General features: G+C 43.6%; 25 protein-coding genes and 2 pseudogenes. 5 read left to right on the top strand and 22 right to left on the bottom strand.

Going from position 1 to position 24,628, the window contains the following annotated elements:
• Window positions 1-63 precede the first annotated feature (63 nt).
• The 7 genes and pseudogenes from glpP to AC07VD_RS05620 form a co-directional block, all read right to left on the bottom strand.
• On the bottom strand, window positions 64-642 hold the full coding sequence (gene glpP, locus AC07VD_RS05650; RefSeq protein WP_101169435.1) for a glycerol uptake operon antiterminator GlpP: 579 nt from the start codon (window positions 640-642) through the stop codon (window positions 64-66).
• Window positions 643-669: 27 nt separating this feature from the next.
• On the bottom strand, window positions 670-2,022 hold the full coding sequence (locus AC07VD_RS05645) for an aspartate aminotransferase family protein (protein WP_101169434.1): 1,353 nt from the start codon (window positions 2,020-2,022) through the stop codon (window positions 670-672).
• 145 nt (window positions 2,023-2,167) lie between these two features.
• A pseudogene (locus AC07VD_RS05640) lies at window positions 2,168-2,269 on the bottom strand (hypothetical protein); the annotation flags it as partial.
• Between the two features lie 172 nt (window positions 2,270-2,441).
• Window positions 2,442-3,983, bottom strand: coding sequence for a bifunctional GNAT family N-acetyltransferase/carbon-nitrogen hydrolase family protein (locus AC07VD_RS05635; protein ID WP_014479282.1), 1,542 nt, complete (start codon window positions 3,981-3,983; stop codon window positions 2,442-2,444).
• Window positions 3,984-3,998: 15 nt separating this feature from the next.
• Window positions 3,999-4,660 (bottom strand): annotated as a pseudogene (locus tag AC07VD_RS05630) (HAD family hydrolase).
• Window positions 4,661-4,786: 126 nt separating this feature from the next.
• Window positions 4,787-5,209 (bottom strand): CBS domain-containing protein, encoded by a 423-nt coding sequence (locus tag AC07VD_RS05625; protein WP_003245462.1) that lies wholly within the window; start codon window positions 5,207-5,209, stop codon window positions 4,787-4,789.
• A 136-nt stretch (window positions 5,210-5,345) separates the two neighbouring features.
• Complete coding sequence (locus AC07VD_RS05620) at window positions 5,346-5,741, bottom strand: YhcU family protein (protein ID WP_015252484.1); 396 nt, start codon at window positions 5,739-5,741, stop codon at window positions 5,346-5,348.
• Between the two features lie 110 nt (window positions 5,742-5,851).
• On the opposite strand from AC07VD_RS05620, the gene AC07VD_RS05615 reads away from it, so the two are divergent.
• The gene (locus tag AC07VD_RS05615) at window positions 5,852-6,760 is read left to right on the top strand and encodes an RluA family pseudouridine synthase (protein WP_342819620.1); all 909 of its coding nucleotides are present in this window, start codon (window positions 5,852-5,854) and stop codon (window positions 6,758-6,760) included.
• A gap of 29 nt (window positions 6,761-6,789) precedes the next feature.
• Here AC07VD_RS05615 and srtD read toward each other — a convergent pair whose 3' ends face one another.
• Together srtD and yhcR are read right to left on the bottom strand one after the other, a co-directional pair.
• Window positions 6,790-7,386 (bottom strand): class D sortase, LPxTATN-specific, encoded by a 597-nt coding sequence (gene srtD / locus AC07VD_RS05610; RefSeq protein WP_017695407.1) that lies wholly within the window; start codon window positions 7,384-7,386, stop codon window positions 6,790-6,792.
• A complete protein-coding gene (yhcR, locus tag AC07VD_RS05605; protein ID WP_494721739.1) occupies window positions 7,383-10,970 on the bottom strand; it encodes a sortase-dependent nonspecific endonuclease YhcR in 3,588 nt (1,195 codons plus the stop codon). Before yhcR ends, srtD begins: the two co-directional genes overlap by 4 nt.
• Before the next feature lie 149 nt (window positions 10,971-11,119).
• Here yhcR and AC07VD_RS05600 point away from each other — a divergent pair, with 149 nt between their 5' ends.
• Window positions 11,120-11,773 carry a spore coat protein gene (locus AC07VD_RS05600; protein ID WP_009966881.1) on the top strand — a complete coding sequence of 218 codons (654 nt, stop codon included), beginning with the start codon at window positions 11,120-11,122 and terminating at the stop codon, window positions 11,771-11,773.
• Here AC07VD_RS05600 and AC07VD_RS05595 read toward each other — a convergent pair.
• Together AC07VD_RS05595 and AC07VD_RS05590 are read right to left on the bottom strand one after the other, a co-directional pair.
• Window positions 11,705-12,673 (bottom strand): hypothetical protein, encoded by a 969-nt coding sequence (locus AC07VD_RS05595; protein ID WP_003245770.1) that lies wholly within the window; start codon window positions 12,671-12,673, stop codon window positions 11,705-11,707. The two genes, AC07VD_RS05600 and AC07VD_RS05595, sit on opposite strands and share 69 nt — an antisense overlap.
• Window positions 12,674-12,793: 120 nt before the next feature.
• Window positions 12,794-13,363, bottom strand: a complete 570-nt coding sequence (locus AC07VD_RS05590) for a YhcN/YlaJ family sporulation lipoprotein (RefSeq protein WP_024573573.1) — start codon at window positions 13,361-13,363, stop codon at window positions 12,794-12,796.
• A gap of 149 nt (window positions 13,364-13,512) precedes the next feature.
• On the opposite strand from AC07VD_RS05590, the gene AC07VD_RS05585 reads away from it, so the two are divergent.
• Window positions 13,513-13,959 (top strand): hypothetical protein, encoded by a 447-nt coding sequence (locus tag AC07VD_RS05585; protein WP_069322471.1) that lies wholly within the window; start codon window positions 13,513-13,515, stop codon window positions 13,957-13,959.
• Window positions 13,960-13,998: 39 nt separating this feature from the next.
• Here AC07VD_RS05585 and tcyP read toward each other — a convergent pair whose 3' ends face one another.
• On the bottom strand, window positions 13,999-15,390 hold the full coding sequence (tcyP, locus tag AC07VD_RS05580; protein WP_003244685.1) for an L-cystine transporter TcyP: 1,392 nt from the start codon (window positions 15,388-15,390) through the stop codon (window positions 13,999-14,001).
• Between the two features lie 172 nt (window positions 15,391-15,562).
• On the opposite strand from tcyP, the gene dgcK reads away from it, so the two are divergent.
• Entirely contained in the window at window positions 15,563-16,642 is a 1,080-nt protein-coding gene (gene dgcK, locus AC07VD_RS05575; protein WP_003233417.1) for a diguanylate cyclase DgcK, read from the top strand.
• A gap of 2 nt (window positions 16,643-16,644) precedes the next feature.
• Here dgcK and AC07VD_RS05570 read toward each other — a convergent pair whose 3' ends face one another.
• Window positions 16,645-17,475: a MetQ/NlpA family ABC transporter substrate-binding protein gene (locus AC07VD_RS05570; protein ID WP_024572925.1), complete on the bottom strand. Its 831-nt coding sequence runs from the start codon at window positions 17,473-17,475 to the stop codon at window positions 16,645-16,647.
• 435 nt (window positions 17,476-17,910) lie between these two features.
• Here AC07VD_RS05570 and cspB point away from each other — a divergent pair, with 435 nt between their 5' ends.
• Complete coding sequence (gene cspB, locus AC07VD_RS05565) at window positions 17,911-18,114, top strand: cold shock-like protein CspB (RefSeq protein ID WP_003224086.1); 204 nt, start codon at window positions 17,911-17,913, stop codon at window positions 18,112-18,114.
• Window positions 18,115-18,205: 91 nt separating this feature from the next.
• Here the strand turns inward: cspB and AC07VD_RS05560 are convergent, their stop codons facing one another.
• Genes AC07VD_RS05560 through AC07VD_RS05520 form a run of 9 tightly spaced genes read right to left on the bottom strand, consistent with a single transcriptional unit; the run spans window position 18,206 to window position 24,601 of the window.
• Complete coding sequence (locus AC07VD_RS05560) at window positions 18,206-19,147, bottom strand: ABC transporter permease (RefSeq protein WP_003233421.1); 942 nt, start codon at window positions 19,145-19,147, stop codon at window positions 18,206-18,208.
• On the bottom strand, window positions 19,140-20,057 hold the full coding sequence (locus tag AC07VD_RS05555) for an ABC transporter ATP-binding protein (RefSeq protein ID WP_029317524.1): 918 nt from the start codon (window positions 20,055-20,057) through the stop codon (window positions 19,140-19,142). Before AC07VD_RS05555 ends, AC07VD_RS05560 begins: the two co-directional genes overlap by 8 nt.
• 16 nt (window positions 20,058-20,073) lie before the next feature.
• Window positions 20,074-20,772 (bottom strand): ABC transporter ATP-binding protein, encoded by a 699-nt coding sequence (locus AC07VD_RS05550; RefSeq protein ID WP_015252494.1) that lies wholly within the window; start codon window positions 20,770-20,772, stop codon window positions 20,074-20,076.
• A gap of 1 nt (window position 20,773) precedes the next feature.
• Entirely contained in the window at window positions 20,774-21,139 is a 366-nt protein-coding gene (locus AC07VD_RS05545) for a GntR family transcriptional regulator (RefSeq protein ID WP_015252495.1), read from the bottom strand.
• Window positions 21,140-21,141: 2 nt separating this feature from the next.
• On the bottom strand, window positions 21,142-21,903 hold the full coding sequence (locus AC07VD_RS05540) for a hypothetical protein (RefSeq protein ID WP_494721636.1): 762 nt from the start codon (window positions 21,901-21,903) through the stop codon (window positions 21,142-21,144).
• A gap of 4 nt (window positions 21,904-21,907) precedes the next feature.
• The gene (locus AC07VD_RS05535) at window positions 21,908-22,063 is read right to left on the bottom strand and encodes a hypothetical protein (RefSeq protein WP_015383180.1); all 156 of its coding nucleotides are present in this window, start codon (window positions 22,061-22,063) and stop codon (window positions 21,908-21,910) included.
• Complete coding sequence (locus AC07VD_RS05530; protein WP_003233427.1) at window positions 22,063-22,437, bottom strand: hypothetical protein; 375 nt, start codon at window positions 22,435-22,437, stop codon at window positions 22,063-22,065. The genes AC07VD_RS05535 and AC07VD_RS05530 overlap by 1 nt, the downstream gene beginning before the upstream one ends.
• 12 nt (window positions 22,438-22,449) lie before the next feature.
• A complete protein-coding gene (locus AC07VD_RS05525; protein ID WP_015252498.1) occupies window positions 22,450-22,980 on the bottom strand; it encodes an NAD(P)H-dependent oxidoreductase in 531 nt (176 codons plus the stop codon).
• A gap of 22 nt (window positions 22,981-23,002) precedes the next feature.
• A complete protein-coding gene (locus AC07VD_RS05520) occupies window positions 23,003-24,601 on the bottom strand; it encodes an MFS transporter (protein WP_003233429.1) in 1,599 nt (532 codons plus the stop codon).
• Window positions 24,602-24,628: the final 27 nt, after the last annotated feature.

The raw sequence follows: 24,628 nt of genomic DNA, 5'->3' as shown, positions 1-24,628 counted from the left end.
TCTCCGAGTTCTCCATCACAATGTATTAACCTAGTGCAATTGTATCAGTGCATGAAAGCGGTGTCAATCATTTTCCGTCAAAAAGTTTTCATATTTTTTCCACAATTTGGTATTAGATGTTGTGACAGCTACAGCCCCCGCTTTCAATGCCTGCTCTACATCCTCTTCCGTACGGATGAACCCCCCGGCAAAGATGGGAATCCCTGTTTTCTCTTTTATTTCCTGAATGAGTGACGGAACGATGCCGGGAAGCACTTCGATGAAGTCAGGCTTATGCTTGCCGATAAACTCCATGCTTTTCTCCATCGCGCTTGTATCAAGCAAAAACAGGCGCTGAATGGCATAAATTTTCTTCTGCTTCGCTTTGGCAATCACGTTCGATCTTGTGGAAATAATCCCAGCGGGCTTGATATCCTGACATATAAATTCCGCACCGTATTCGTCATGCTTAATCCCTTGAATGAGATCGACGTGCACCATCATGTTCTTTCCGTGCTTTTGCGCTTCTTTGATCACGCCCTTCAGCTGGCCGAGATGAATATCAAGAATAACACCGTAAGAGAACGAACTGTTCAAAAACTCATCAAATTGCTTCATATTGCGAATAGCCGGTAAAATCGGCTGGTTGTGAAAACTCATCATGTGCTCCTTTAATAAATCACTTTTATATTATATCGTTTGAAAGCTTTCTTTCACCGTTTTCACGATAAAGGAAAGGTCCTCTTCTGTCAGGCAAAATGGCGGTGCGAGCTGGATGACGTTGTTGTAACCGGCGACTGTATCGCCGTTTTTGCCGATGATCAGCCCTTTTTCTTTGCACGCCGCAACCACTTGGTTTACTTTGGCAGCATCAGCCGGCTCTTTAGTCAATTTGTCTTTGACGAGTTCGATTCCGATCAGCAGCCCTTTTCCTCTAACATCCCCGACTGCCGGGTGTTCTCTCAGAGCTTGAAGCTCACCTAAAAGCTTTGCTCCAAGATCGCGGGATCGCTGAATCAGCTGTTCGTCCTCCATAATTTGCAGGTTTTTCAACGCCAAGGCACAGGCAGCCGGGCTTCCGCCGAACGTGTTCACGTGGCGGAAACGGTCATAAGGAGCTTCCCCCTGATACGCTTCGAAAATGTCCCGTTTCACAGCAGTCGCTGACAATGGCAGATACGCGCTTGTGATTCCCTTTGCCATCGTAATGATATCAGGCTTCACACCGTAGTGCATAAACCCGAACGGCTCACCTGTCCGTCCAAATCCGCAGATCACTTCATCGCAAATCAAAAGGGCTCCGTGGCGCCGGCAAATGTCCTCCACCTTTTTCATATATCCGTCCGGCGGCATTAGGATGCCCCCGCCTGTAATGATGGGCTCCATAATGACCCCGGCAATCGTTTCGCTTAATTCCCATGTCATGATGCGGTCGATTTCATTTGCGCTTTCAAGCGTGTCTGCATCATCAGGATTCCGGTATATATCTGGCGGAGCTGCATGCAGAAATCCTTGGCTCAAAGGCTCGTATTTATATTTCCGCTGCGCCTGTCCGGTAGCTGAGAGCGCTCCCAATGTATTGCCGTGGTATGCCCGATATCTTGAGATGAATTTATAACGGCTGTGGTCGCCGTTTTGCAGATGGTACTGGCGGGCAATTTTAAAAGCAGTTTCGTTTGCTTCCGATCCGCTGTTGGAAAAAAAGATAACATAATCGCCGCCAAGCCATTTATTCAGCTTTTCCGCCAGTTGAATTGCGGGTGCGTGACTTTGCGTTAACGGGTAGTAAGGCAGCTCCTTTAGTTGCTCATAGGCAGCCTCCGCAAGCTCCTTTCTGCCGTAACCAATGTTGACGCACCACAAACCGGACATCGCATCCAAATAGCGGCGTCCGTCTATGTCGGTTACCCAGGCCCCCTCGGCCTTCTGGGCTATCAGGCTGTCCGCTTGATGCGCTCCCTTCATGGCATGCCACACAAATTGCTCATCTTTTTGCTTTAATCCCTGATTTTGCTGAATGTTTTCCATCCCCATCATCTCCATTTCATTAGCGTTCCCTATAATGCCAATTCAATTGAAACAGACCTTCTCTTTATGTGATGTCTTGGTGATGATTTCCCTGCCTTCAATATAAAGCCAGACCGGGTCAGAGTCAATAAACCGCGTAAATAATAAAACATCCCCTTTCTCAAGAAGAAAGATGATGCAGCTTCCAAAGCAAAACAGGCAAAGTGACAATGCTCAGCATCGTACTGATAAAGGTCGCACTCGAAACAACTTGGACAGCCATTGCAATAGCAATGTGAAGCCTAGCCGTTTTCTGTATGATATAGGAAATGGCGAAAATACAGAAACTCCATAAGGCACCTCCACTATACAATTTACTTTTATTTTAAAGAAAGCACCTAAACAATTCCGCTTTTGTTTAAAAAAACCCGCCAATTCAGGCGGGTTTTTTCGGGTTATTTTTTATATTGAATATGGTAAATATCACGCCGTCTGTCTTTTAGCTGGCGCACTGTACCGTTTTGGCGCTGTCTTCTGAGAATTTCCAGGTCAACATCGCCAATGACGACCATTTCAATATTCGGGTTTGTTTCGCCGACAATGCCGTCTCGGGCGAATTCAAAATCAGACGGGGCAAAGATGCCTGACTGGGCGTATTGGATATCCATGTTTTCCGTTTGCGGAAGGTTTCCAACCGTTCCCGAGATAACCGTATAAATTTGATTTTCAACCGCTCTTGCCTGCGAACAGTATCTGACACGCAGATAGCCTTGACGGTCTTCTGTACAAAATGGCGTAAAGATGATTTTGGCTCCTTTATCAGCCGCAATCCGGGCAAGCTCAGGAAATTCAATGTCATAACAGATCTGGATCGCGATTTTCCCGCAGTCCGTATCAAACACGCGAACTTGGTCTCCTGCGCTGATCCCCCACCATTTGCGTTCATTCGGCGTAATATGGAGTTTGTATTGCTTTTCGATTGTTCCGTCCCGTCTGAACAGGTAAGCGATATTATAGATCTTGCCTTCCTCTTCGACGAAATGAGATCCGCCGATAATGTTGACGTTATACTTCACAGCCAAGTCAGTAAACAGGCTGATGTAATCTTCTGTATACTCGGTAATTCTCTGCACCGCCAAGCTCGGTGACCGTTCCTCAAGGAAAGACATCAGCTGGGTTGTGAAAATTTCCGGGAACACCGCAAAATCAGATCTTGCGTCGGAAGCAACATCGACATAGTATTCTACTTGATTCGCAAATTCCTCAAAGGAATAAATTTTCTTCATTTCGTATTGGATCACACAAATTCTAACAGGGAACGCCGATTTATAATAGCGTTTTGTCTGCTGCGGTAGATAATCGACATTATTCCATTCCATCAGCGTCGCATACTTGATCGAAGCTGTATCATCTGGGAGATAATTCGGGTTAATTCGCATAAGGGTAAAGCCGTTCATCAGCTGAAAAGAAAGAACCGGATCGTATATTTGGTGGCGTGTCACCTGTTCAACATACTCTCTCGCTGTCATTTCATCTGCATATTTGTGATAGTTTGGAATCCGTCCGCCTATGATGATGCTTTTCAGGTTTAAGCGTCTGGCTAAGTCCTTTCTCGCCTCGTACAAACGGTGGCCGATCTTCATTCGTCTGTATTTCGGGTGCACCATGACTTCAATTCCGTACATATTCAAGCCGTCAGGATTATGGTTGGTGATATAACCGTCATCTGTAATGTCCTGCCACGTATGGCGGTCATCATATTCATCAAAGTTAATCAGGAGACTTGAGCACGAACCGATAATTTCACCTTCGAATTCTGCACAAAACTGCCCGTCTGGAAAATGCTCCAAATGGCTGATTAAATGCTCTCGCTTCCAAGGTTCCATCCCCGGAAAGCAGTCCTTTTGAAGATCGATAATTTTGTCGATGTCTTTCTCTTCGATATTGCGGATAACCATTTTCTTTTCAAACCGGGTCAAATCTAATTTCTCAGACAACCTACTCGCTCCTTTCTAGTTTTGTGAGTTCAGATGATCAAGCAATAGGGCGAGCTCCATTTCCGCCATTGATTCAAGCCTGTGATCATAGTCTTCAAACATCAAGGTGCCCGTTACTTTATTCGGGACAATGACACACTTCATTCCTGCGCGTTTCGCAGCAATCGAACCATTGACAGAATCCTCAAACGCGAGACATTCCGCTGGCGATACCCCCAGGTTCTTTGCCGCCAATAAATAGAGCTCAGGATTCGGCTTCACCTCTTCCACATCATCAGCCGTTTGAATCACTTCAAAATCATCAAACAGGCCGATTTGCTTCAAATGGCCGGACACCCATTTATAATCAGAGCTGGAGACAAGGCCTATTTTTAAGCCTAAATCCTTTGCCGCATTCAAATACGCTTCGACACCAGGTCTCGCTTTTTCTGTTTCCATGCGTTTGGCGAACCGCTCTCTTCTCAATTGTGTGAGCTCTTCATGGTTCAGCTTTTTCCCGATCTGCTCTTCTAAATAGTCAAAAGGCCGGAAACCCGCAGCAGTTCCGATGACCTTTCCCCAGACAGATAGCGGCAGCACTGAGCCGTGCTCTTCAAATATTTCCTGAGAACTTCATATTCGTGTGTTTCTGTATCTAGAATAAGCCCGTCAAAATCAAAAATTAACGCTTTAATCACTGGGTACACTCCTTTAGTCCGAATTGAGACATATGTATACACTCAACTATACCCCGAAACAAGTCTGCTTTCAAAAAGTAAGGTTTTATGTGAAGAAAGAGCCTGCACACTGCAAGCTCTTTCTTATTAATGAATGTTTTGGTGAGAAATGTTTGTCAGCGCTGATCCCGCAGACTCGTTCGACATCTGATTGACTGCCAGGTCTCCAAGCGCAACGATCCCGACTAGATTGTTTTGATCTACAATAGGAAGGCGGCGGATTTGGTGCTGGGCCATCAGCTGCGACGCGTCTTCCAGACTCATATTAGGGTTTCCTGATACGAGTTCTGTTGACATCACTTCTGAAACGGGTGTCTGGCCATCACGGCCTTGAGCTGTAGTTCTTAATGCAATGTCACGGTCAGTCAGCATTCCTTTTAAAACACCTTGCTCTACAACGGGGATCGCCCCGACGTTATGCTGTTTCATTAGAGAAGCCGCTTCCTGAATCGTTTGATTCGGAGAAACGGTTGCCACCTGCGTTGTCATTGTATCTTTAACTGAACTCATTGTCAGCACCCCTTTCAATCATTAGTATGTTCAGACACGAGCCGTTTAAAAAGGGAGTTAGAGGAAAGGTTTTATGATATGATTTCTCTGATACAAAAAGAGCTTTTCTAAAAATAGAAAAGCCCTTGCCGCATGATTATATCAGCCTTCTTTGACCGAAAAAGGCTTTGTTAGTCTTCTTTTGAAAGTCAGAAAAAGCAAACGGAAAATAAATCCCAAAATCATTCAGCATCTTGCTGTTTTTTTCAAAAATCGCCTGATCACTCAAATCAGAGTGCGGCGAAGGCTTGGTCAGGATAATATGTATCATTTGCAAACAAGCCATAATTTGAAATGCTTCTTTTAATGTTCCTTGGTAATAATGGTTATTTAAAGACAGAACGCCTTTCTTTTTAAAGCGCTGAATGTCCAGTTCGGAGAAATAAAGAGGAAATACATCATGGATCAGCTCCATAGTCAGCTCCTTGATAAAGCTCTCCTGTTCTGCAGTTGCTGCGTTCACAATTCTCACGTCAATCACCTTTCTTGCCATCGAATATCCTAAGTCTTACTCAAGAATAGCACAGAAAAAAACGCGAAAGCTAAGGTAAGTGTTTCCTATGAGAAACAGCAGCCTTCCGCTTCGAAAAGGAGCCATTTAACATGAACCAAAAAGGCAGAGGGCTTGAGATCCTCATCAATGAAAAGCAGGACGGCCAATGGCTGTTTTCCGTACTCAAAACAGCGCTCAAAGCTTCTAAACCAGTGATACAAGACTGGATGTCCCATCAACAGATAAAGGTCAATCACGAATCCGTCTTAAACAATATGATTGTAAAAAAGGGAGACCGCGTGTTCATTGATCTTCAGGAAAGTGAAGCATCTTCGGTCATTCCGGAGTATGGCGAGCTTGATATTTTATATGAGGACAATCATATGCTCATCGTCAATAAACCCGCTGGCATCGCAACGCATCCGAATGAGGATGGGCAAACCGGCACACTGGCTAATTTGATCGCGTATCATTATCAGATAAATGGCGAAACATGTAAGGTGCGCCACGTCCATCGTCTTGATCAGGATACATCTGGCGCTATCGTTTTTGCCAAGCATCGTTTGGCACACGCCATCTTAGACCAGCAGTTAGAGAAAAAGACGCTGAAGCGTACGTATACCGCCATCGCTGAAGGTAAGCTACGGACGAAAAAAGGGACAATTAATTCACCGATCGGCAGAGACCGATCACACCCGACAAGACGCCGGGTTTCACCAGGCGGGCAAACAGCCGTCACTCATTTCAAGGTAATGGCCAGCAATGCGAAAGAGCGGCTGTCACTCGTTGAATTAGAGCTGGAAACAGGCAGAACACACCAAATTCGTGTTCATCTGGCGAACATCGGACATCCGTTGACAGGAGACTCGCTTTACGGAGGCGGGAGCAAGCTGCTAAACAGGCAGGCACTGCACGCCAATAAAGTACAAGCGGTTCACCCGATAACAGACGAGCTCATAGTTGCTGAAGCCCCTTTTCCTGCTGATATGGAAAACCTTTGCCGCACATATTTTTCATGAAGAAAAGCCGCAGGCACCGCCTCGGCTTTTTAAGTCACTCGTTTTCCATATATAATATAGCGTTTCGGGGCATTTCCGACGTATGAAAACGGATAGCAGGTCGTCAGAATAAGCTCTTCTTTTTCATGCTGGAGCGTGATAATAGATGTGTCATCCTTATCGACAATTTTTGTTTTTACAATTTCATATGTGAATTCTCCATATGACAGGAGAAGACGGAGCTGATCCCCCTTTTCCAGCTCTCCCGTCCGGCGAAACACGGTATCCCGATGCCCCGACAGCACAATTTGCCCGTTTTCATCAGGATAATAGCTGTCCTTGTAATGCCCGACACCTTTTTCTAAATCATTAGCATCGGTGCCCTCCACGATCGGAAGCTCTGCATTGATTTTCGGTATTTCTAAAATGCCGCTCGCTTGGCCGGTCTCAGGCTTAAATGATGCTTTGTTCTTTGCTTGATCTGTGCTATTTTTCGTCCCCAAAGGTTCCTGCGGCTTTTCAGCCGCCAGTTTTGCTTCTTTTAATGTCTGTTCCGTTTTCATATTCGTATCGATCAATTTAAAGCCTCCATAGCCTGCGATCACTAGGCCGGCAGCAATGATGAATAGTGGAATAACTTTTTTCACGTTCTGGAGGCGCTCCTTTTTCTTCTGACATATAGATAAGTTCCTGACAATGTCACCGCCGCACCGATTACCATAAAGTTATAGTAGCCCGCTGACGTATCCGGAAGCTGATGATCAGACCCGCTTTCCGCAGTCTCGGTTTGTAACGGCAATGTGCTGATGCTATTAGCAGTATCAGCGGTTTTTGTGTTGTTGATTGGTATTTCATTGAATCTCGAAATGGCTGAAGGCGGAAGCTGATGAACCGGTGCTGTTCCCGGAGTTTCTTTTATATCAGGCAAATCTTCATCTGGCCTTGGATCCTCTTTAATCGGATCCTCCGTCCCCGGATCATCTCCAGGCTCTTCCGTTATCGGGTCTTCTGTTACAGGGTCTTCAATATCACTGGCTTCAGCAAGCTTAATTCTTCCCTCTTTTGTATACGCAATTGGCTCATCAAAACTCTTCACGTACTCAACTGTCGCTTCCAAATCCTCAGGCCCTGTCACCGGATTTTTTCCCAGCAGTCCGATTGGCTGATATTTGGCTCCTGTCGCCGTCGCCATAAAGTTGTTGACGGTCAATGTATATGTGGCATCGGGCTGGATCTCGGTGCCATCTGCCATTTTCATATCAACTGCTTTTCCGGTTTCTTTATCCCACGTATACGTAAACCCGCTGATGCTGTAGTCAGGCCCAAAAACCGGCGAGATTTGAGCATTGATAATCTCTCTTAAATCTTTTCCTTTAATCTCAAGCTTCGTTAACACATTTCCAAACGGCTGAATATTGTAAAGGTCTCCCCACGTAATTGGCCCCTTCTTCAGCGTTTCACGTATGCCGCCGCCATTCATAAGGGCGAAATCCGTTTTCATGGCAGTTCTCATTCCATCCGCAATCAGGTTTCCAAGAGGTGTATCACCGTCATTTGAATACCCGCCTTCCATATCAACAGCTGCTTCGCCGACTACCTCGCTGATAATCGGTTCAGCAATAGCTTCGTATTTCTTTAAAATGGCTGAAGCGCTGGCATCAGGTTGGATTTTACTTTGATCCACATATACGATTTCCGCGGACTTTTTGACAATATCTTTTGTTGTTTTATCGATCTCTACATCAACGACACCTATCGCTTTTCCATATTCATACGCTTGAACAATCAGTTTTCCATTCACTTCGCCGTTAACTACCTGATGATTATGCGCGGCAAAAATCACGTCAATTTCAGAATCTGTTTTGTTTGCAAGATCAGCAGACTCACCGGTAATGGCGTTGCCGTTTTGTTCAGCTGACATATGTGCGAGAACCGCGATGGCCTTCACGCCTTTTTTCTTGAGCTCTTCGGCCGCCTTATTCACCGCGGTTGCTTCATCTGTAAACTCGATATTTTTTATTCCTTCAGGCATAACCATGCCAGCTGCCGACTGTGTGACAACCCCGATAAAAGCAACGGGTACGCCCTCCACATTTATGATGTCATAAGCCGGCAAAAAGGGCTCTCCAGTTGATTTCATTTTACAATTGGCACATACAAGGGGAAAGTTCTGTCCATCATATCCGCTTGTGCCTTTCGGATGATCACCGCCATTTAAGATCCTCAGAAGTTCATCCGTGCCTTCATCAAATTCGTGGTTTCCCACGGTTCCGACATCAAATCCGATGTCCTCCATCAGTTCTACAGTCGGTTCATCCTGAAGAAGAGAGGAAACTGGAGAGCTTCCGCCGATCATATCTCCCGCGTGCACAATCAGCGAGTTTTTCTTTTCAGCCTTTTTTTCTTTTAAATATGCGGCGGCATAATCCATGCGTCCAAACGTGCCGTCTGCAATTCCATTTCCATCAAGATCAAGCTCATATTGCTGATCGATTTTGCCATGCAGATCATTCATGCTGAGAATTCTAAGCGGCACATGTTCTTGAGGTGCCGTTTGCCTTTTTTTATATCCCGCGCTCTCCGCTTCACTTGCTGAGGCGAAGAAAATTCTGTTTTCCACAGCTATCTTCTTCCAGTCAGCTGGCTGCACATATGTTTTATTCGACGAGTCCCCCACATATCTTGTCAGGCCTTTCCCTTGCTCTCTGGCTCTGAATTCAAACGGCATTTCCATGAGCGGATCGTTTTCATTCCAAATTCCTTTTTGGTCTTTTTTTGCAGCGGCTACTGCGGCCTGAAATTGCTGATAATCCTCTTCATTGTCAACCGGCCAAATAAAATACGTCGGAGCATAGCCGTTTTTTACAAGCTCTAAGTTCACGTTTGAACCTGATTCGGTTATGACTTGTCCGAGCAATCTGCCATAGCTGTCCTTGGCTTCACTCCCGACCTTGACAGTAATTTTATCACCCGGGGACAGAACCGTTTTTAGATAGTCAGATGCTTTTTTGCCAAATCTTAATTGATTTTCATCTGCGTCATTTTTTGGTGTGTGATATGTTTCGGGTGTATCTACATTTACAAACCGGATTTTTGTCGTTCCAAGCACCGGAGATTTGAGATGAATGGTATCGCCGTCAACTACCCGGTCAACAATCCCTTCATATTCTCCCTCTGCAGACGGAGGTGCGGGCTGCTCTTCAAGCAGCTTCAGGTCAGCCGATTTTCGCGGAAGCAGCTGAAAGGTTTGGTATCTGCTTAACACACCGGTAAATTCATACCATTTGCCCTCATCAAGCTCGTTTATCACCCCTGTTTCATTCATAACCCGGAGCGTCATTGCATGATGGTCGTCATCAATCATTGTTACATTGTAACCGCCGCCGGCAGGAGAACTTGGAATTGAGGAAACAAAAGCGGTTAGTTTCACAAGGCGTCCTTCATACTGATCACCTAGGCTGCCGTTAATAAGTTCATTGATTGTTAAGTGTTTGGGGGCGGGGAGGGATTGATTTGACTGGTTGATTTTGATGCCTGATGAGCTTGGAACGATTTCTTTCAGCCCCTGGTAAGACGTGATTTTCCCTGTCACCGTGACATCCATACCCTCTTTTAATTCGGGAAATTGTTCAGGGGATGGCGAATAAATGTTAATGCCTCCGGTTTCATCTTGCAAAAAGGTCGACAGCTTCCCGCCTCCGATTGCGTTTTGATCAGCTGTAATGATCCCTTTTATCGTTACTTCTTCATTCAGCCTTCCCCGTGCTTCATTTATGGTCACTTGCTGTTCAGCCGGCGGAGTTTTTGTGTCATCGGTTACGTTCATCGACTGAACGTTTTTAAGTCCTGTCGTGTTAAAGTAATTTTCAAGCTTTCCTTGAACCGTTATCTTTTTCCCAAGAAGAAGCGGATTGGTTTGCAGCCCAAATTGGCTTCTGAAGGCGGAGGGGATTTGCACAGGAAGGATGTGTTCGGGCGATGTTTCGTTTTTACGGTCTGCCAGCGCAACATTATAATCATTTGAAAAAGGGCTTGTCAGCTTATAATGCTGCGGGGAAACAGCCTGGCCGACTGCATATCCTTCGACAAGCGCCTGTCCTTCTTTTTGCTGTATTGCCTTCTCAATCGATATAGGCTGCTGCGGTTCAGCTGCCTTTACAGCTTCGCACGTGTACATTACATTTAAGAACATTAATGCCGTGATCAACACAATATGCAGAATACGCCTCATCATATTTCCTCCCTTATACACATAATGACCAACGATTTTGTCTGCTTATCATTTCGACAGACAGCATATAATTCCTTTCAGGCTTCTGCATAATACACGGCAGACTGACACAAAATACAGCTGATCTGAAAAAAAAGGAGGAATTCGGTTTGGATCAGTTCAATCAGCAGCAGCAATCCCAAATGAACAAAGGTATTCCTGGCAAACCGCATAAAAACCACGGCGGACATGAAATGTTTGATATGCATGAGGTGCTTTCCGGAACACTTACTGTGCTTGATCAGTTTATGATGCTGAGACAATTCTGTAAGGATCAAGAATTACTAAACATCCTTGATCGTCAACATCAATTCATCACATCTCAATACAATATAACTGCAGAATGCTTCAAAACAGGAAGCGAACCTTCACAAAAAACAGCAACTTATATGATGAAGGAAGACAACCAGACTGTTTACGGCATGCAGCCGTCACAGCCTAAAAAACCTGTTCAATCCATGAATGATATTGATGACAGCATCATCAGCCGACAAATGCTTTGCGCGATTAAAGCACAAGCTTCTATGCTGACGATGGCTTCTCTGGAAATGACAAATCCGGCCGTAAGACGCGTACTGTCTGCGCAAATTCAGGAGTATGTTGAAATGGCATTTGAAATTTTCCTATACCAAAACAAACACGGCTATTACCAGGTTCCTCAGCTTGATGCGCAGGATATGGAACAGCTGAGAAATTCATTCGCCCCTGCCCAAGGACAAATGCCTCCGACACAAGGCGGAATGGGTCAGCAAGGACTTCACTAATAACAAAGGCATTGGATAGATACTATCCAATGCCGCACTGTTTTTTTCAAATTTTTTCTTAAAATCTTTTTCAAATTGATCAAGACTTTCCTTTGTTGCTGATTTAAACCCTTTTTCAAAGTCCCCTTTTTTTGCCGTTTCCTTAATCATTTCTGAAATAATGTCTTTCCCGTATTTGTCCGTCAGCTCATCGATCATATAAAAGCTTTGCAAATAGACATCAGTGTCATATTCGGCTCTGGCTTCCTGCCAGTCTCGATCAGTCTGCAAACGGTCAAAGGGCACGACAGAAAACGTGATCGGATCTATGAGCAATTCATAGTTCGCAATCCACTCGCTTAACCCTTCATGAAACCATAACGGAAACTCATCGGGATCCGTCTCAAGCTCCTTCAATTTCTGGTGAAACGCATGGTGCGAGTATTCATGAATCAACAATCTCTGGTACAAATAAACCGCTACCTCGTCCCCTTCTAACAGTTTCTTTTTCTCTTCAGGCAACAATCCGATCAGCTGCTCCCGTTCAGAATAAAAACCAACTACATCCAATAAACCGGAGTAAGCCTCCATCTGTTTTTCATTAGGAAAAAAAATAATGTCAATAGGCTTTTGATTCGAATATCCAATCATAATCTGATTAATACTGACCGCATATTCAAGCGTTTCTTTCGTCAATGGCAGTAAGGACTTTTCCTTAGAAGTGTAATAAATATCGGCCTGTTTGAATGACTCTTTCTTCATGTGCTTCGTCACTTGTTCTTTTGTTATTCCAGATGCCTGACCTGGAAAAGACAGGATATACATCGCGCTTGATACGATGGCTGAGCTTACAGCCAGCATCACAAGGACTCCGCACAGGAATAGAGCGGATGCCGCACGCTTTCCTATGCCATCCCGCAAACGTCTCCCTCCCTGAGCCGGTCCGTCTTGTACCTTTTTATTTTTACTCTATGCAGCCTGAGTTCGCAGTGTGTCATTAACGCAAAGAAAAAGCCGCACAAATTGTGCGGCTTTTTTCATTTATTCAGCGTTAGGGAATACGCGCTGTACAGTTTGTGTAAATTCATCAAATAATCCGGCGATTGGGTCACCATTTTGAATACGCTTTCCATATCCTTGCATACGCTCTACAAAATCAGGGTTAGCTGAAACGTAAACATTATCAATGTTTTTGTCAGTAGATCTTACCTTTTTGGCTATTTTTTTCTTCAGATTGTTTTCTACTGCACCTTTATTTCCATTGGTTAAAACGACTGCAACGTAGGCTTGATTTCCAGCCACAATGATATCGGCATGCTTTACTTCTTTTAGGTCTGTTACTTTATCAGCTGCTTCATCAGCAACCTCAAGTTTTCGGTCGTTGTTATTATCGTCATTTACACGATTGTTATTGACATTATCATTAACATTGTTGTCAACGTTATCCCGATTGTTTACATTCCGCATATCGTCATTGGCCGGATTTCGATAATTTACGTTTCTTACATCATTATTATCACGTCTGCCCTCACCTTGGTCGGCCACACCGCAGCCAGTCATAAGCAAAGGGATAAGAAGCATAGACGCAAGGACTTGTTTTTTTCCAAACATGTGAATTCCTCCTTTATCACTTTACTTATAGGTTTTTCTAACTGGGTTTAATTATGCATGCAAATCTGGAGGAAATGCTTTCCCGGGAAATATAACGGTTAATTTGTCTAACGAGGGGGAAAATATGAATACACTGCAAAGGAGGGATCATGTTGTTCAACCAGCGAAGAGGAATCAGCCCCGCAGCATTGATCATAGGATCAACTATGCTTATTGCTGCATTATCACCTCAGATCCGCCAAAGAATCAGCGGGTTTATCACAGGCCAAATGAACAGAAGAAATTCAGAAAATAACACATTTGATGCTTCTAATGTAGGAAACATAGTCAAACAAGCATTTGGCGGAGGCAGCGGGGATAATCAAGACCGTTCGCAACATCAAAGCCAGCGGCAAAATGGCCGTCAGCACCAGCACGCCGGACAGCAGCAAACACAGCACCAGCATACACAGTCTCAAACTAGGCAAACTGAGACAGCCGCGAAAAAAAGACAGCCGCATTATGCTGAACCCATTCATTTTGAACAAAGCGCAATGAATGTCATGGACGACAACACGATGATGGAAATGCTGGAGGACTTAGAACCCGGCCGTTAAAAAAACGTGTAATCCTCTTGGATTACACGTTTTCATATGTTACGCTTCTTCAGCTTCAATCACTCTGGATTGATCATGAAATGCCCCTTGATCAATTTCTTTTGTGACCTTACTTGTAATAAGACCGGATGTCATGCTTCCGCTGACATTCAAAGCAGTACGCCCCATGTCGATTAACGGTTCAATTGAGATTAACAAACCGGCGAGCGCGACAGGCATGTTTAATGATGATAAAACAAGAAGCGCCGCGAATGTCGCTCCGCCGCCGACTCCGGCAACCCCGAAGGAGCTGATGGCAACGACTGCGATAACAGTGATAATAAACACCGGGTCAAATGGATTTTGGCCGACAGTCGGAGCAATCATCATCGCCAGCATCGCAGGATAAATGCCGGCACATCCATTTTGGCCGATCGAAAGACCGAACGAACCGGCAAAGTTTGCGATTCCCTCCGGTACACCCATGCTTCTCTGTGTTTTAATATTCAGCGGTAAAGCACCTGCGCTAGACCTTGACGTAAATGCAAATACAAGTACAGGCACCGCTTTTTTCAAATAAATCACCGGATTCAAGCCGCTGAACGTCAGCAGCAGCAAATGAATGATAAACATAGTGATTAACGCGGCATATGATGCAATCACGAACATGCCCAGTTTTAGAATGCTGTCAAGATCACTCGTTGCAATTGTTTTTGTCATGATGGCCAGCACCCCATAAGGCGTCAGTCTCAAAATGAGTGTGACAACACGCATGACAATGGCATAAACGGCATCAACCAGTTTTTTAAATGTTTCTGCCTGTTCCGGCTGTTTGTGTTTTACGCCGAGGAATGCCACTCCAAGGAAAGCGGCAAAAATAACGACAGCGATCGTTGAAGTCGGTCTAGCTCCCGTAAAATCTAAAAACGGGTTTCCAGGCAGCAGTTCAACAATCTGCTGCGGCAGCGTTTTCGCTGTCATATCCTCTGATTTCTGCTGAAGCTCCTGTCCCCGTGAAAGCTCTGTACTTCCTTGGTCAACCTGAATCGCCTGCAGATCAAATGAAAGCGCGGACGCGATACCGACAGCTGCAGCAACTGCTGTTGTTGCTACTAAAATCCCGATAATCAAACCGCTGATTTTCCCAAGATTTTTTGTCAGCTTCAGCTTTGTAAATGCACCGAGAATCGAAATAAAGACGAGCGGCATGACAACCATCTGAAGCAATTTGACATATCCGCCCCCGGCAATATTAAACCAGTCGGCTGTTTGAATGACTATATTTGAAGTCGGGCCGTAAATCAGCTGAAGCGCAAATCCGAATACAATCCCCAGCCCCAGCGCAGTAAATACACGTTTAGAGAAGGAAACATGTTTTTTCTGCATAACAAAGAGCCCTAAGATAAGTAAAAATAAAATAAATACATGTAATACAACCAGTAAAGTCTCCAAAGCAGGTAAACTCTCCCTTCAAATTTTCTCATTTACTATATTACACTAATTCCGATGGGTCAAGTGCGAATTATTTTAACTTATCAATTCAAGTAAAAAAACCTTATATAATGCCTTTTTTGTTCTTTTCTTTCCCTTCCATCTTTAGTACCTTATATAAGGGTGATAATATTTGCTGAAAGAACTGTTTGTAAATTTGACCATTTTAATCACATTTAATTATCTCTTCACCCACCTGTTTAAAGAAAGGCTAGTACATAAAAAAGACAGCATATCTTTTCAAGCTGTTAAAGGACTGGCCTGCGGTTTGCTCGGGGTTATTCTGATGGTTTTTGGATTTACCTATCAGCATTCAATTATTGATCTTCGAAATATCCCTATTATGATTGCCGCTCTTTATGGAGGCTGGGTTTCAACGGCAACGGCCCTGGCCATGATCACTGCAGGCCGCTTGCTGATTACGATGAACACATCTGCACTATACTCGGTTATTATCATTTGTATCGCTGCCATTCCGTCACTCATTGTTTCTAGAAGAAAAAAAGTTCAACTAAAACATGCTTTCTATCTTTTAATAATCACAAATAGCTTGATCTCCTTTTCCTTTTATTTTCTTATAGATTTACATTCATACGAACTTCATTTGTATTTTTGGATCATATCAATAGCGGGCGGCATGCTCAGTTTATATATTATTGATCATGAAACAAATGCACATCTTCTTTTTAAACAATATAAGTTTCAGGCGCACTTTGACTTTTTAACAGGCGTGTATAACCGAAGAAAGTTTGAAGAAACCACGAAAGCTCTGTATCAGCAGGCGGCCGATACCCCGCATTTTCAATTTGCACTGATTTATATGGATATCGATCATTTTAAGACCATCAATGACCAATATGGCCATCATGAAGGAGATCAGGTGCTCAAAGAGCTGGGGTTACGTCTGAAGCAGAGCATCCGAAATACAGATCCTGCCGCTCGGATCGGCGGTGAAGAATTTGCCGTTCTCCTGCCGAACTGTTCTCTTGATAAAGCAGCCCGAATCGCTGAACGGATCAGGAGAACTGTAAGTGATGCACCGATTGTATTAACAAACGGTGAAGAGCTTTCAGTTACGATATCACTAGGGGCCGCTCATTACCCCAATAATACGGAACAGCCAGGATCCTTGCCCATTCTTGCCGATCAAATGCTTTACAAAGCGAAAGAAACGGGACGGAACAGAGTGTGTTTTTCAGAAAAAAAAGAATGAATTCAATGTTCGAATTCATTCTTCCAATCTGAAAGACGTTTCAAAGGCAGAAAAGCCGGGACAAGATCTCCCTGATATTCTTTTTCTATAAATGCCGCTGTATCATCAGCTTGATAAAGCTCAAGAATGGTTTGCAGCGCTTCCCGATCTTGATCCTCCGCTCTGACAACAATCAAATTCATCTCTTCCTCAGACATGGGTCCGCCGCTCTTTAGCGTATGCTTTTTCGGGTTCAGGCCCGCTTTTTTTGCTTCTGATGGTTTCATGACAAACACGTCGGCACCGCTCACTGCATCCTGTTGCCGGACAGCTTTTAATTTCAGGTGTCTCGGATTATCTTTAATCATATCAACTGAACCTGTTCCGTTAAATCCGTTTTTCAGCGTTAGCAAACCCGCTTCCTGGAGCACCGTAAGCGCCCTGCCAAAATCGAACGCTTTATCCGGAACAGAAACGACAGCTCCTCGCGGTATATCTCGGATTCGGTCATATCGTTTTGAATAAATGCCCATGGGCGTTATGTATGTCGTTCCGAGCGGTGCCAAATTAAGTTTGTATTTTTGAGTGAACGACTGAAAATATGAAATGGTTTGAAAGGCGTTGGCATCAATTTCTTTGTTAGCAAGTGCGATATCAGACTCCGCATAATCAGAAAAAGGGATCAGCTGAATATCCAGCCCTGCCTCTTCAGCCTTTTGAGCAATATAGTTCCATATTGCCCCGTCAGACTCAGCAATCCCGATTTTTATCGATTCATGTTCTGCAGACGGTGAACATGCAGTAAATGAAACGAGAAGAACAAGGACAAAACTGCATATAAGCCACTTTTTCATTGTGACCATACTCCTATCTATGTATTAGAGCATGCAAGCAATATCAGACATAAAAATCATACGCTCTCTTAGTTGATAAACGTTGTCATTTGTAATATTGATTAACTTTTACCTTACTCATATCCAATAAGGTTGTCAATTCCTATTACTTATCTTCCCAAAATGAAGAAATACTAAGGCAAACGTATGATCACATATCGAGAAAGCAGATGAATTTCCGCAAATAAATATCAAATTGAAAAATAAATATGGTATTTTCCGAAAAAAGTTTCAATAAGCAGTTGTTTTTTCCGAAGATTACTGGTAGAGTAAAGGTAATTATTTTTGTTCGAACTATCTTTAAGAAGAAAGTTTTGTAAGAGTTTTCGTCTTGAAAGTTTGTTAAGAGCAAGAATAGTGAATTTAAGCGTTATGATCGCTTTAGGAGGAAATTTCATGTTAGAAGGTAAAGTAAAATGGTTCAACTCTGAAAAAGGTTTCGGATTCATCGAAGTAGAAGGTCAAGACGATGTATTCGTTCATTTCTCTGCTATTCAAGGCGAAGGCTTCAAAACTTTAGAAGAAGGCCAAGCTGTTTCTTTTGAAATCGTTGAAGGAAACCGCGGACCACAAGCTGCTAACGTTACTAAAGAAGCGTAAGCATAAATTGATATGAAAAACTGCAGGTGCAAACCTGCAGTTTTTATTTTGACAAAAAAGCTGTTTTGCATAAGCAAAACAGCTTTATTTATTAGTTTGCAATATCCCGCTTCATGAAGATTCCGAAAGCAAGCAACAGGAAGATGATAAAGTAGATCGCCAGCATGACGAGAGAAAACGTCATAGTCATCCCTTTTATTAACGGTGTGCCATCCACATACTGAGTCAAGTCGACATTAGCAAACAATATATACTTTGCCCAGTCAAATTTCGCTGCAATAAATGCAGTTGCAGTCGTACCGGCAACCAACAAGAAGATGGAAAAACCAACCGCAAGAGAGCTGTTTCTGAATACCGCAGACAGCATAAACGCCATCGTCGCCACCATTAAAGCCGAGACGGATTCAGAAAGATACGTTGTGGCCAAATGCCCCATCATGTTTTGCTCAATGACATGGCCATCCTTATAGATTAAATGAATATTCGCGGCGGTTTCACCACCCGTTCCGAAGAAGATCAACCCTAATAAAGTAGAACCGATAAATAAAATCAACAGCAACAGGAGCCCAAACAGGAGAACTGTAATATATTTGGACATCAAAATTTGAAAACGACTGAGCGGCCGAATCATTAATAGCTTAATCGTTCCCCAATTAAATTCGTTCGCGACAATTCCGGCCGCGATGATAATAGTAAACAGACCGGTAAGGATGGTAAAGTTTGCTGAATCCGTTACATAAGACCATACCGTATAGCCCGTGTCACTAGGGATATTATGCTCGATGCGATAGTCATTGAGTGTGATTGTTTCTTTATACCCATCTTTCAGTGAAGGATCTTCTTTGATTTCTTTCTTTAATTCGGCGTTTTGTGCTTGAAGCTCTTGTTTCCAATGGGAATTTGATTCACCAGCAGAAAAATGATTCGCCAAAAATGCAAATCCAACCATTGTCAGCCCCAGAATTCCGATCATCACCCATGTTCCGGCACGGCTGAAAATTTTGAGCCACTCATTATAAATCAAATTAAGCATGCTGAACCTCCTCTTTTGTTTCACCTGTCATTTCTAAGAAACGGTCCTCTAATGATTTTGTTATGACCTTGACCTCATAAATACGGATTTGCTGCATCACCAGCAATTCAATAACCGCAGGGACTTCCTCTTTAGCCAGTTTGATTTCTACACCATTTGTCTTACTCAGCAAATCGTACTGATTTAAAACAGTAGCGGCTTCACTCGGCTGCTCAACCTGGAAGAAATATGTATCATTCTCATCAATGTTTTCATCTTTTACATTTTGAATATCGATCAGCTTTCCTTTTTGCAGAATCGCAATTCGATCACACATCAGTTCCATTTCTGACAGCAGGTGGCTTGAAACGATGACAGCCATTCCTCTTTCTCGGGTCAGCTTCTTTAAATGATCTCTGATTTCTCTGATCCCCGCCGGATCAAGGCCGTTTGTCGGTTCATCCAAAATTAGCACTTTCGGATCGTGCAGAAGGCATTGTGCCAAGCCAAGACGCTGTCTCATCCCTAGAGAATATGTTTTCACCTTGTCGTGGATTCTGTCTGTTAAACCGACCAGCTCAACAACTTCATCAATTTTTTCCTTCGTGACACCCTTGACCATCCTTGCGTATTGCTGGAGATTTTTATATCCGCTCAAAAATTTATACAGCTCGGGATTCTCAACGATCGCTCCAATATGCTTAATCGCCTTGGCATATTCTTTCGTAATTGATTGGCCGCAAATGAGGACATCACCTTTCGACAGCTTCATTAACCCCACCATCATCCGGATGGTTGTCGTTTTCCCCGCTCCGTTTGGTCCCAAAAAACCGAATACCTCGCCTTCACGAATCGTAAAACTGAGATCATCAATGATCGTTCGGCCTCTGATGTTTTTAGTCACGTTTTTCAATTCCAACACTGTTTTCATCATATTCCTCCTCTTTCTAGCAAACTTCCATTTTTGATTTAAACCATTGCAAAACAGACATGCCTTCCTGTTCACGAATATCTTCTACTTCACGCTGCGCAACTTTTTCTCCATTGGCGAGGATGATTACTTCATCTAACAAAGTCTCAATTTCATCAATTTCATGTGTCGCGATCACGACAATCTGCTGCTCAAAATCAATGTACGACACAAGGCTGTTTACGATGGAATCCCTGACCATCGGATCAAGCCCGGAAAAAGGTTCATCAAGCAAGATGACGTCTGCCCGTCTCGCTAAAGCAAGAACGATTTTCAGCCGGCCCCGATTTCCTTTTGATAGCTTTTTGATCTTTTTTTCCGGATTCAGCTGCATCTCATTCAATAGCTTATAAGCCTGTTCTGTTTGAAAATCAGGAAACTGCGACTGATAAAAATTCACCATATCTTTAACAGTGAAATGCGGATAAAACATATCAAGCTCAGTAAGATAAGCCGTTTGACGCACCATTTCTCTCGTAACCTGCTCTTCATCAACTTTCACAAATCCTGAAGTCGGAAACAGAAGGCCAGCCATCATTTTCAGGGTCGTTGACTTGCCGCTGCCGTTCGGTCCGATCAGGCCATAAATCCGTCCGGATGATAGGGTGATTGACACATCATTGACGGCCGTATGGCGGCCGTATTTTTTTGATACATGTTCTAGCTTGATTTCCATTTTAGCCTCCCTCTGTGAATGTTTTAATCCCTTCTACCATTTCCTCTTTCGTTAGCCCCAGCTCTTTCATTTGCTTGACAAAGCCTTCCAGCACCTCTCGTGTCAGCTTGTCTTTCAGCTCGTCTACGATTTCTGCTTTTTCCGCAATAAACGTCCCTTGACCTCTTCTTGTCTCCACAATACCCAGCCTTTCCATCTCACTGTAAGTTCTTTGAATTGTATTGGGATTTACCTTAGTTTGAATCGCCATTTCTCTTACTGAAGGAAGCTTGTCTCCTGGGAGCAGCTCCTTCCTGACCAGCCTATAAAAGATCTGATCAGCGATCTGCAGATAAATCGGTTTCGAGGATTGGAATTGATTGTCCATATTTACACCTCTACTTTACGATCAAGCAGTTTTGAAGCCATAATGAGCAGCAAGAATGTGATGACTAAAGTAATAGGCAACCCTAGCACAGACAGATGGATAGGTTTTAGTTCCAATCTCCAAACATTGTGGAAGTGGAAATCAAAATTGCAATAGACTGTTACAGGCCAGAAATGCTTTTGAGATTCAACCAAAGGGCTTATGATGTATTCATCGAAGAATAACCACACTGCAACCAACAGAACCATCGCAGCCCACCGCATTCCGCGCCAATTTCTGAGAGAGTGAAAAACAGCCCAAAACACAATGACTGTTACTGACATATCTAACGAAGAAATAAGCCCATACATATTCAGCAAAGCCACTGTACTCGTTATATCAACTTGATGCTCCAGCAGATTTTTTACAGAGAGCATATGATACATCGATATGCCATAGGCTGTTAATGCCAACTGAATCACAAATTGATAGAGCAAAGATGCTGCCAATTTAGAAGAAAACAGCCAGAAGCCGCCATTTGGATTGTACAGCCAAAGCTGTGATTTCCCTTCCTTGCGAAGGTGATAAAACACAAAAACAGGAGATAAGAAAAGCAGAAAAAAAGCAACTGCAACAAAAAAACCAAAAATGACTAGAGGTTCTTTCGTGCGAGAAGCTATAATATGGCCTGTTCCCAATAAGAAAATGATTCCGCATATCCATACTAGCAGCCACATTCTTGAAAGCTTGATATCTTTCTTTAATAAACCTAAAAAAGAATTCATGTCTTTACCTCCCGGAAAAAACCCTCGGTGTATGAGTAACATAGTACACTAGATCAAGATGGAATACAACATATTCCATGGATTTATTTGATAAAAACATAATTGATGGAAACAGTAAAAAAGGCAAACCCGCATGAGTAAACGGATTTGCCTTTTTCATTACTTTTTCTTATTTTTCATAGAGAGCAGCGCATCACGATAGCTGCGGTCCTGCATTTTGTCACTTTCCTCAGTGACCTCTTCTTCTGCATGAACTTCATCAGAATGCTTAAACTTTTGCAGCGCCTGCCTGTAAATATCATCACCCATTGTGTCACGCTTCTCTTTTGGAGAATCGTTTTTGACAACGGATGGCGTATGCTCGGCAGCCCTTGCTTCAGCAGGGTAATGCGCTTCGTTTTTTTCCTCTTCTGGAGGTGCGATTCTATCGGTTGCTTCTTGCTTCTCAGGTCCAGGTGAGGCGTTGCGGACGTTAAATGTAATAAGGGCCGCAATGACAATGACAGCAGCAATTATTGCTATAATAATGGCCATTTCAACCTCTCCTTACTGTCCTGCTGTTAGGTTTCCTGTGACTTGGCTGACACGTCTTCCCAACGCGCGTCCAAGCTGAATACCTTCCTCAGACATTAACTCATCACTGTCTACCGGACAAGTGACACCTGCTCCGTAATAAGAGCCATAAAGTGCGTTTTCAGGCACGTTGCCAGGCAGTCCGACAACAATCATGCCTTGGTGGAACATCGGCGTGATTAAATTGTGCATTGTCATTTCCAAGCCGCCGTGTGTTGTTGCCGTTGTGCAGAAGACAGCACCGACTTTGTTGATCAGCTCGCCTTCAGCCCACAAGTAGCCAAGTCTGTCGATCCAAGTTTTAAGACCGGAGCTGATTGTTCCGAAATGCCCTGGGCATCCCCAAATAATCGCATCCATATCTTTAAGCTTGCGGATATCAGCCTGATCTACATGGTCGATGAACACTTCAGCCGTGTCGTTTTCTCTCGCGCCTTCAGCAATCGCTTCTGCAAGCACTTTAGTATGTTCGCCTTCACTATCATACACTACATAAATTTTCATTCAGGAAACCTCCCTGTACAGATTAAGATTCCTTAGCTTCTTTTGGAGCAGGAAGTAATGAAAGCTCCTCTTTTTTCTTCTTACGCAATTTATCTTTTCTGACGTCACGCAGGAAGATACTTAAAATCAGACCTGCTACACAGAATAAGGTTGCCCACATAAAGGCATCATTTATCCCCATGACATTGGAATCGAGTGATGCGTGTTTATAAATATGTGAGTACACATATGTTTTCGCCGTATCATAAGACACATTCATATTCACCATTAAATTCGAAACTGCATTTTGGAACGCATGGAGGAAGTTCGGGTCCGCCGTGCTTGTTTTATCTGCAATTTGTGAATAATGGAATGTCGTCCGGTTTGTATAAATCGTCGTAATTAAACTTGTTCCGATTGATCCGCTGATTTGGCGAAGCGTGTTGCTCATCGCCGTTCCGTGGCTGTTCAGACGGGCAGGAAGCTGGTTCATCCCGGCTGTCATGACTGGCATCATTAAGAGAGACATACCAAATGCACGAATTGAATAGATCAGCATGATGTGTGTATATGGTGTATCAATTGTCAATTGCGTGTATTGATAGGTTGTTACCACTGTCACGAGAAGCCCGATAATCGCAAGCGGTCTCGGTCCGAATTTATCGAACAAAATACCTGAGATCGGTGACATAATCAGCATAACGATCGCACCCGGAAGCAGAAGCAGACCGGATTGAAGCGCCGTAAAGCCGACCAGGTTTTGCAGATAGATCGGTAAAAGGAACATACCAGTGTAAAGTGCCACTGTAATAATGATATTAATGACACTCGAGAGTGAGAAAATGTCATATTTAAACACTCTGAAATCAAGCATCGGATCATCATGACGCAATTGCTGAACAACAAAAGCAACAATTGCAATGGCTCCGATAATAACTGTAGACAATACAATCGGGTCGGTCCAGCCGTCAGATCCGGCTTCACTGACCCCGTATAATAAGGAGGCGAATCCGACAATCGAGAGGATTGCGCCAAGAGTATCGAGTTTGATTTTTTGCGGCTCCACCATATTTTTAAAGATGAAGAAAGCCACAATGATAACAATTGCGCCGATCGGCACAAGTCCGTAAAACATAATGCGCCATGTATAATGCTCAATAATCCACCCGGAAAGAGTCGGGCCGACCGCTGGAGCAAACATCATCGCTAGCCCGAAAATCCCCATTCCTTTCCCCCTGCTTTCAGGCGGGAAAATTAACAGAATGGTTGTCATAACGAGCGGCTGCAAGATACCTCCGCCCACGGCCTGAATCAAACGGCCGATCAGCATTGTAGAGAAGTTAGGTGCGATACCGCAGACTAACGTACCGAGCGTAAAACAAAACATCGCGACGAGAAAGAGACTCCGCTGGCCAAATCGTGTAATCAGGAAAGCAGATAACGGAATCAATACACCGTTAACAAGCATGTAACCTGTTGTCAGCCACTGAATCGTCGTTGCACTTACGCCAAATTCAGTCATTAAGTGCGGCATTGCAACATTAAGCAGTGTTTGGTTTAGGATTGCCAAAAATAAACCCGCCATTAGCACAATCAGCAATGACATAGGGTTTTTTGCATTTTTTTCTTTGCCTGTAGCCATCTAAGACAACCTCCTTTCATGGTTTGA

This window comes from Bacillus sp. GW821-FHT01G09, from assembly GCF_059422205.1.
This window is presented reverse-complemented; position numbering and strand designations above follow the sequence as displayed.

Excerpts from the sequence above, each read along its gene's own strand:
- glpP (WP_101169435.1), bottom strand. The coding sequence starts at position 642 with ATGATGAGTTTTCACAACCAGCCGATTTTACCGGCTATTCGCAATATG.
- AC07VD_RS05645 (WP_101169434.1), bottom strand. The coding sequence starts at position 2,022 with ATGGAGATGATGGGGATGGAAAACATTCAGCAAAATCAGGGATTAAAG.
- AC07VD_RS05625 (WP_003245462.1), bottom strand. The coding sequence starts at position 5,209 with ATGAGTTCAGTTAAAGATACAATGACAACGCAGGTGGCAACCGTTTCT.
- AC07VD_RS05620 (WP_015252484.1), bottom strand. The coding sequence starts at position 5,741 with ATGGCAAGAAAGGTGATTGACGTGAGAATTGTGAACGCAGCAACTGCA.
- AC07VD_RS05615 (WP_342819620.1), top strand. The coding sequence starts at position 5,852 with ATGAACCAAAAAGGCAGAGGGCTTGAGATCCTCATCAATGAAAAGCAG.
- yhcR (WP_494721739.1), bottom strand. The coding sequence starts at position 10,970 with ATGAGGCGTATTCTGCATATTGTGTTGATCACGGCATTAATGTTCTTA.
- AC07VD_RS05590 (WP_024573573.1), bottom strand. The coding sequence starts at position 13,363 with ATGTTTGGAAAAAAACAAGTCCTTGCGTCTATGCTTCTTATCCCTTTG.
- AC07VD_RS05585 (WP_069322471.1), top strand. The coding sequence starts at position 13,513 with ATGTTGTTCAACCAGCGAAGAGGAATCAGCCCCGCAGCATTGATCATA.
- AC07VD_RS05570 (WP_024572925.1), bottom strand. The coding sequence starts at position 17,475 with ATGAAAAAGTGGCTTATATGCAGTTTTGTCCTTGTTCTTCTCGTTTCA.
- cspB (WP_003224086.1), top strand. The coding sequence starts at position 17,911 with ATGTTAGAAGGTAAAGTAAAATGGTTCAACTCTGAAAAAGGTTTCGGA.
- AC07VD_RS05560 (WP_003233421.1), bottom strand. The coding sequence starts at position 19,147 with ATGCTTAATTTGATTTATAATGAGTGGCTCAAAATTTTCAGCCGTGCC.
- AC07VD_RS05555 (WP_029317524.1), bottom strand. The coding sequence starts at position 20,057 with ATGAAAACAGTGTTGGAATTGAAAAACGTGACTAAAAACATCAGAGGC.
- AC07VD_RS05550 (WP_015252494.1), bottom strand. The coding sequence starts at position 20,772 with ATGGAAATCAAGCTAGAACATGTATCAAAAAAATACGGCCGCCATACG.
- AC07VD_RS05545 (WP_015252495.1), bottom strand. The coding sequence starts at position 21,139 with ATGGACAATCAATTCCAATCCTCGAAACCGATTTATCTGCAGATCGCT.
- AC07VD_RS05540 (WP_494721636.1), bottom strand. The coding sequence starts at position 21,903 with ATGAATTCTTTTTTAGGTTTATTAAAGAAAGATATCAAGCTTTCAAGA.
- AC07VD_RS05535 (WP_015383180.1), bottom strand. The coding sequence starts at position 22,063 with ATGAAAAAGGCAAATCCGTTTACTCATGCGGGTTTGCCTTTTTTACTG.
- AC07VD_RS05530 (WP_003233427.1), bottom strand. The coding sequence starts at position 22,437 with ATGGCCATTATTATAGCAATAATTGCTGCTGTCATTGTCATTGCGGCC.
- AC07VD_RS05525 (WP_015252498.1), bottom strand. The coding sequence starts at position 22,980 with ATGAAAATTTATGTAGTGTATGATAGTGAAGGCGAACATACTAAAGTG.
- AC07VD_RS05520 (WP_003233429.1), bottom strand. The coding sequence starts at position 24,601 with ATGGCTACAGGCAAAGAAAAAAATGCAAAAAACCCTATGTCATTGCTG.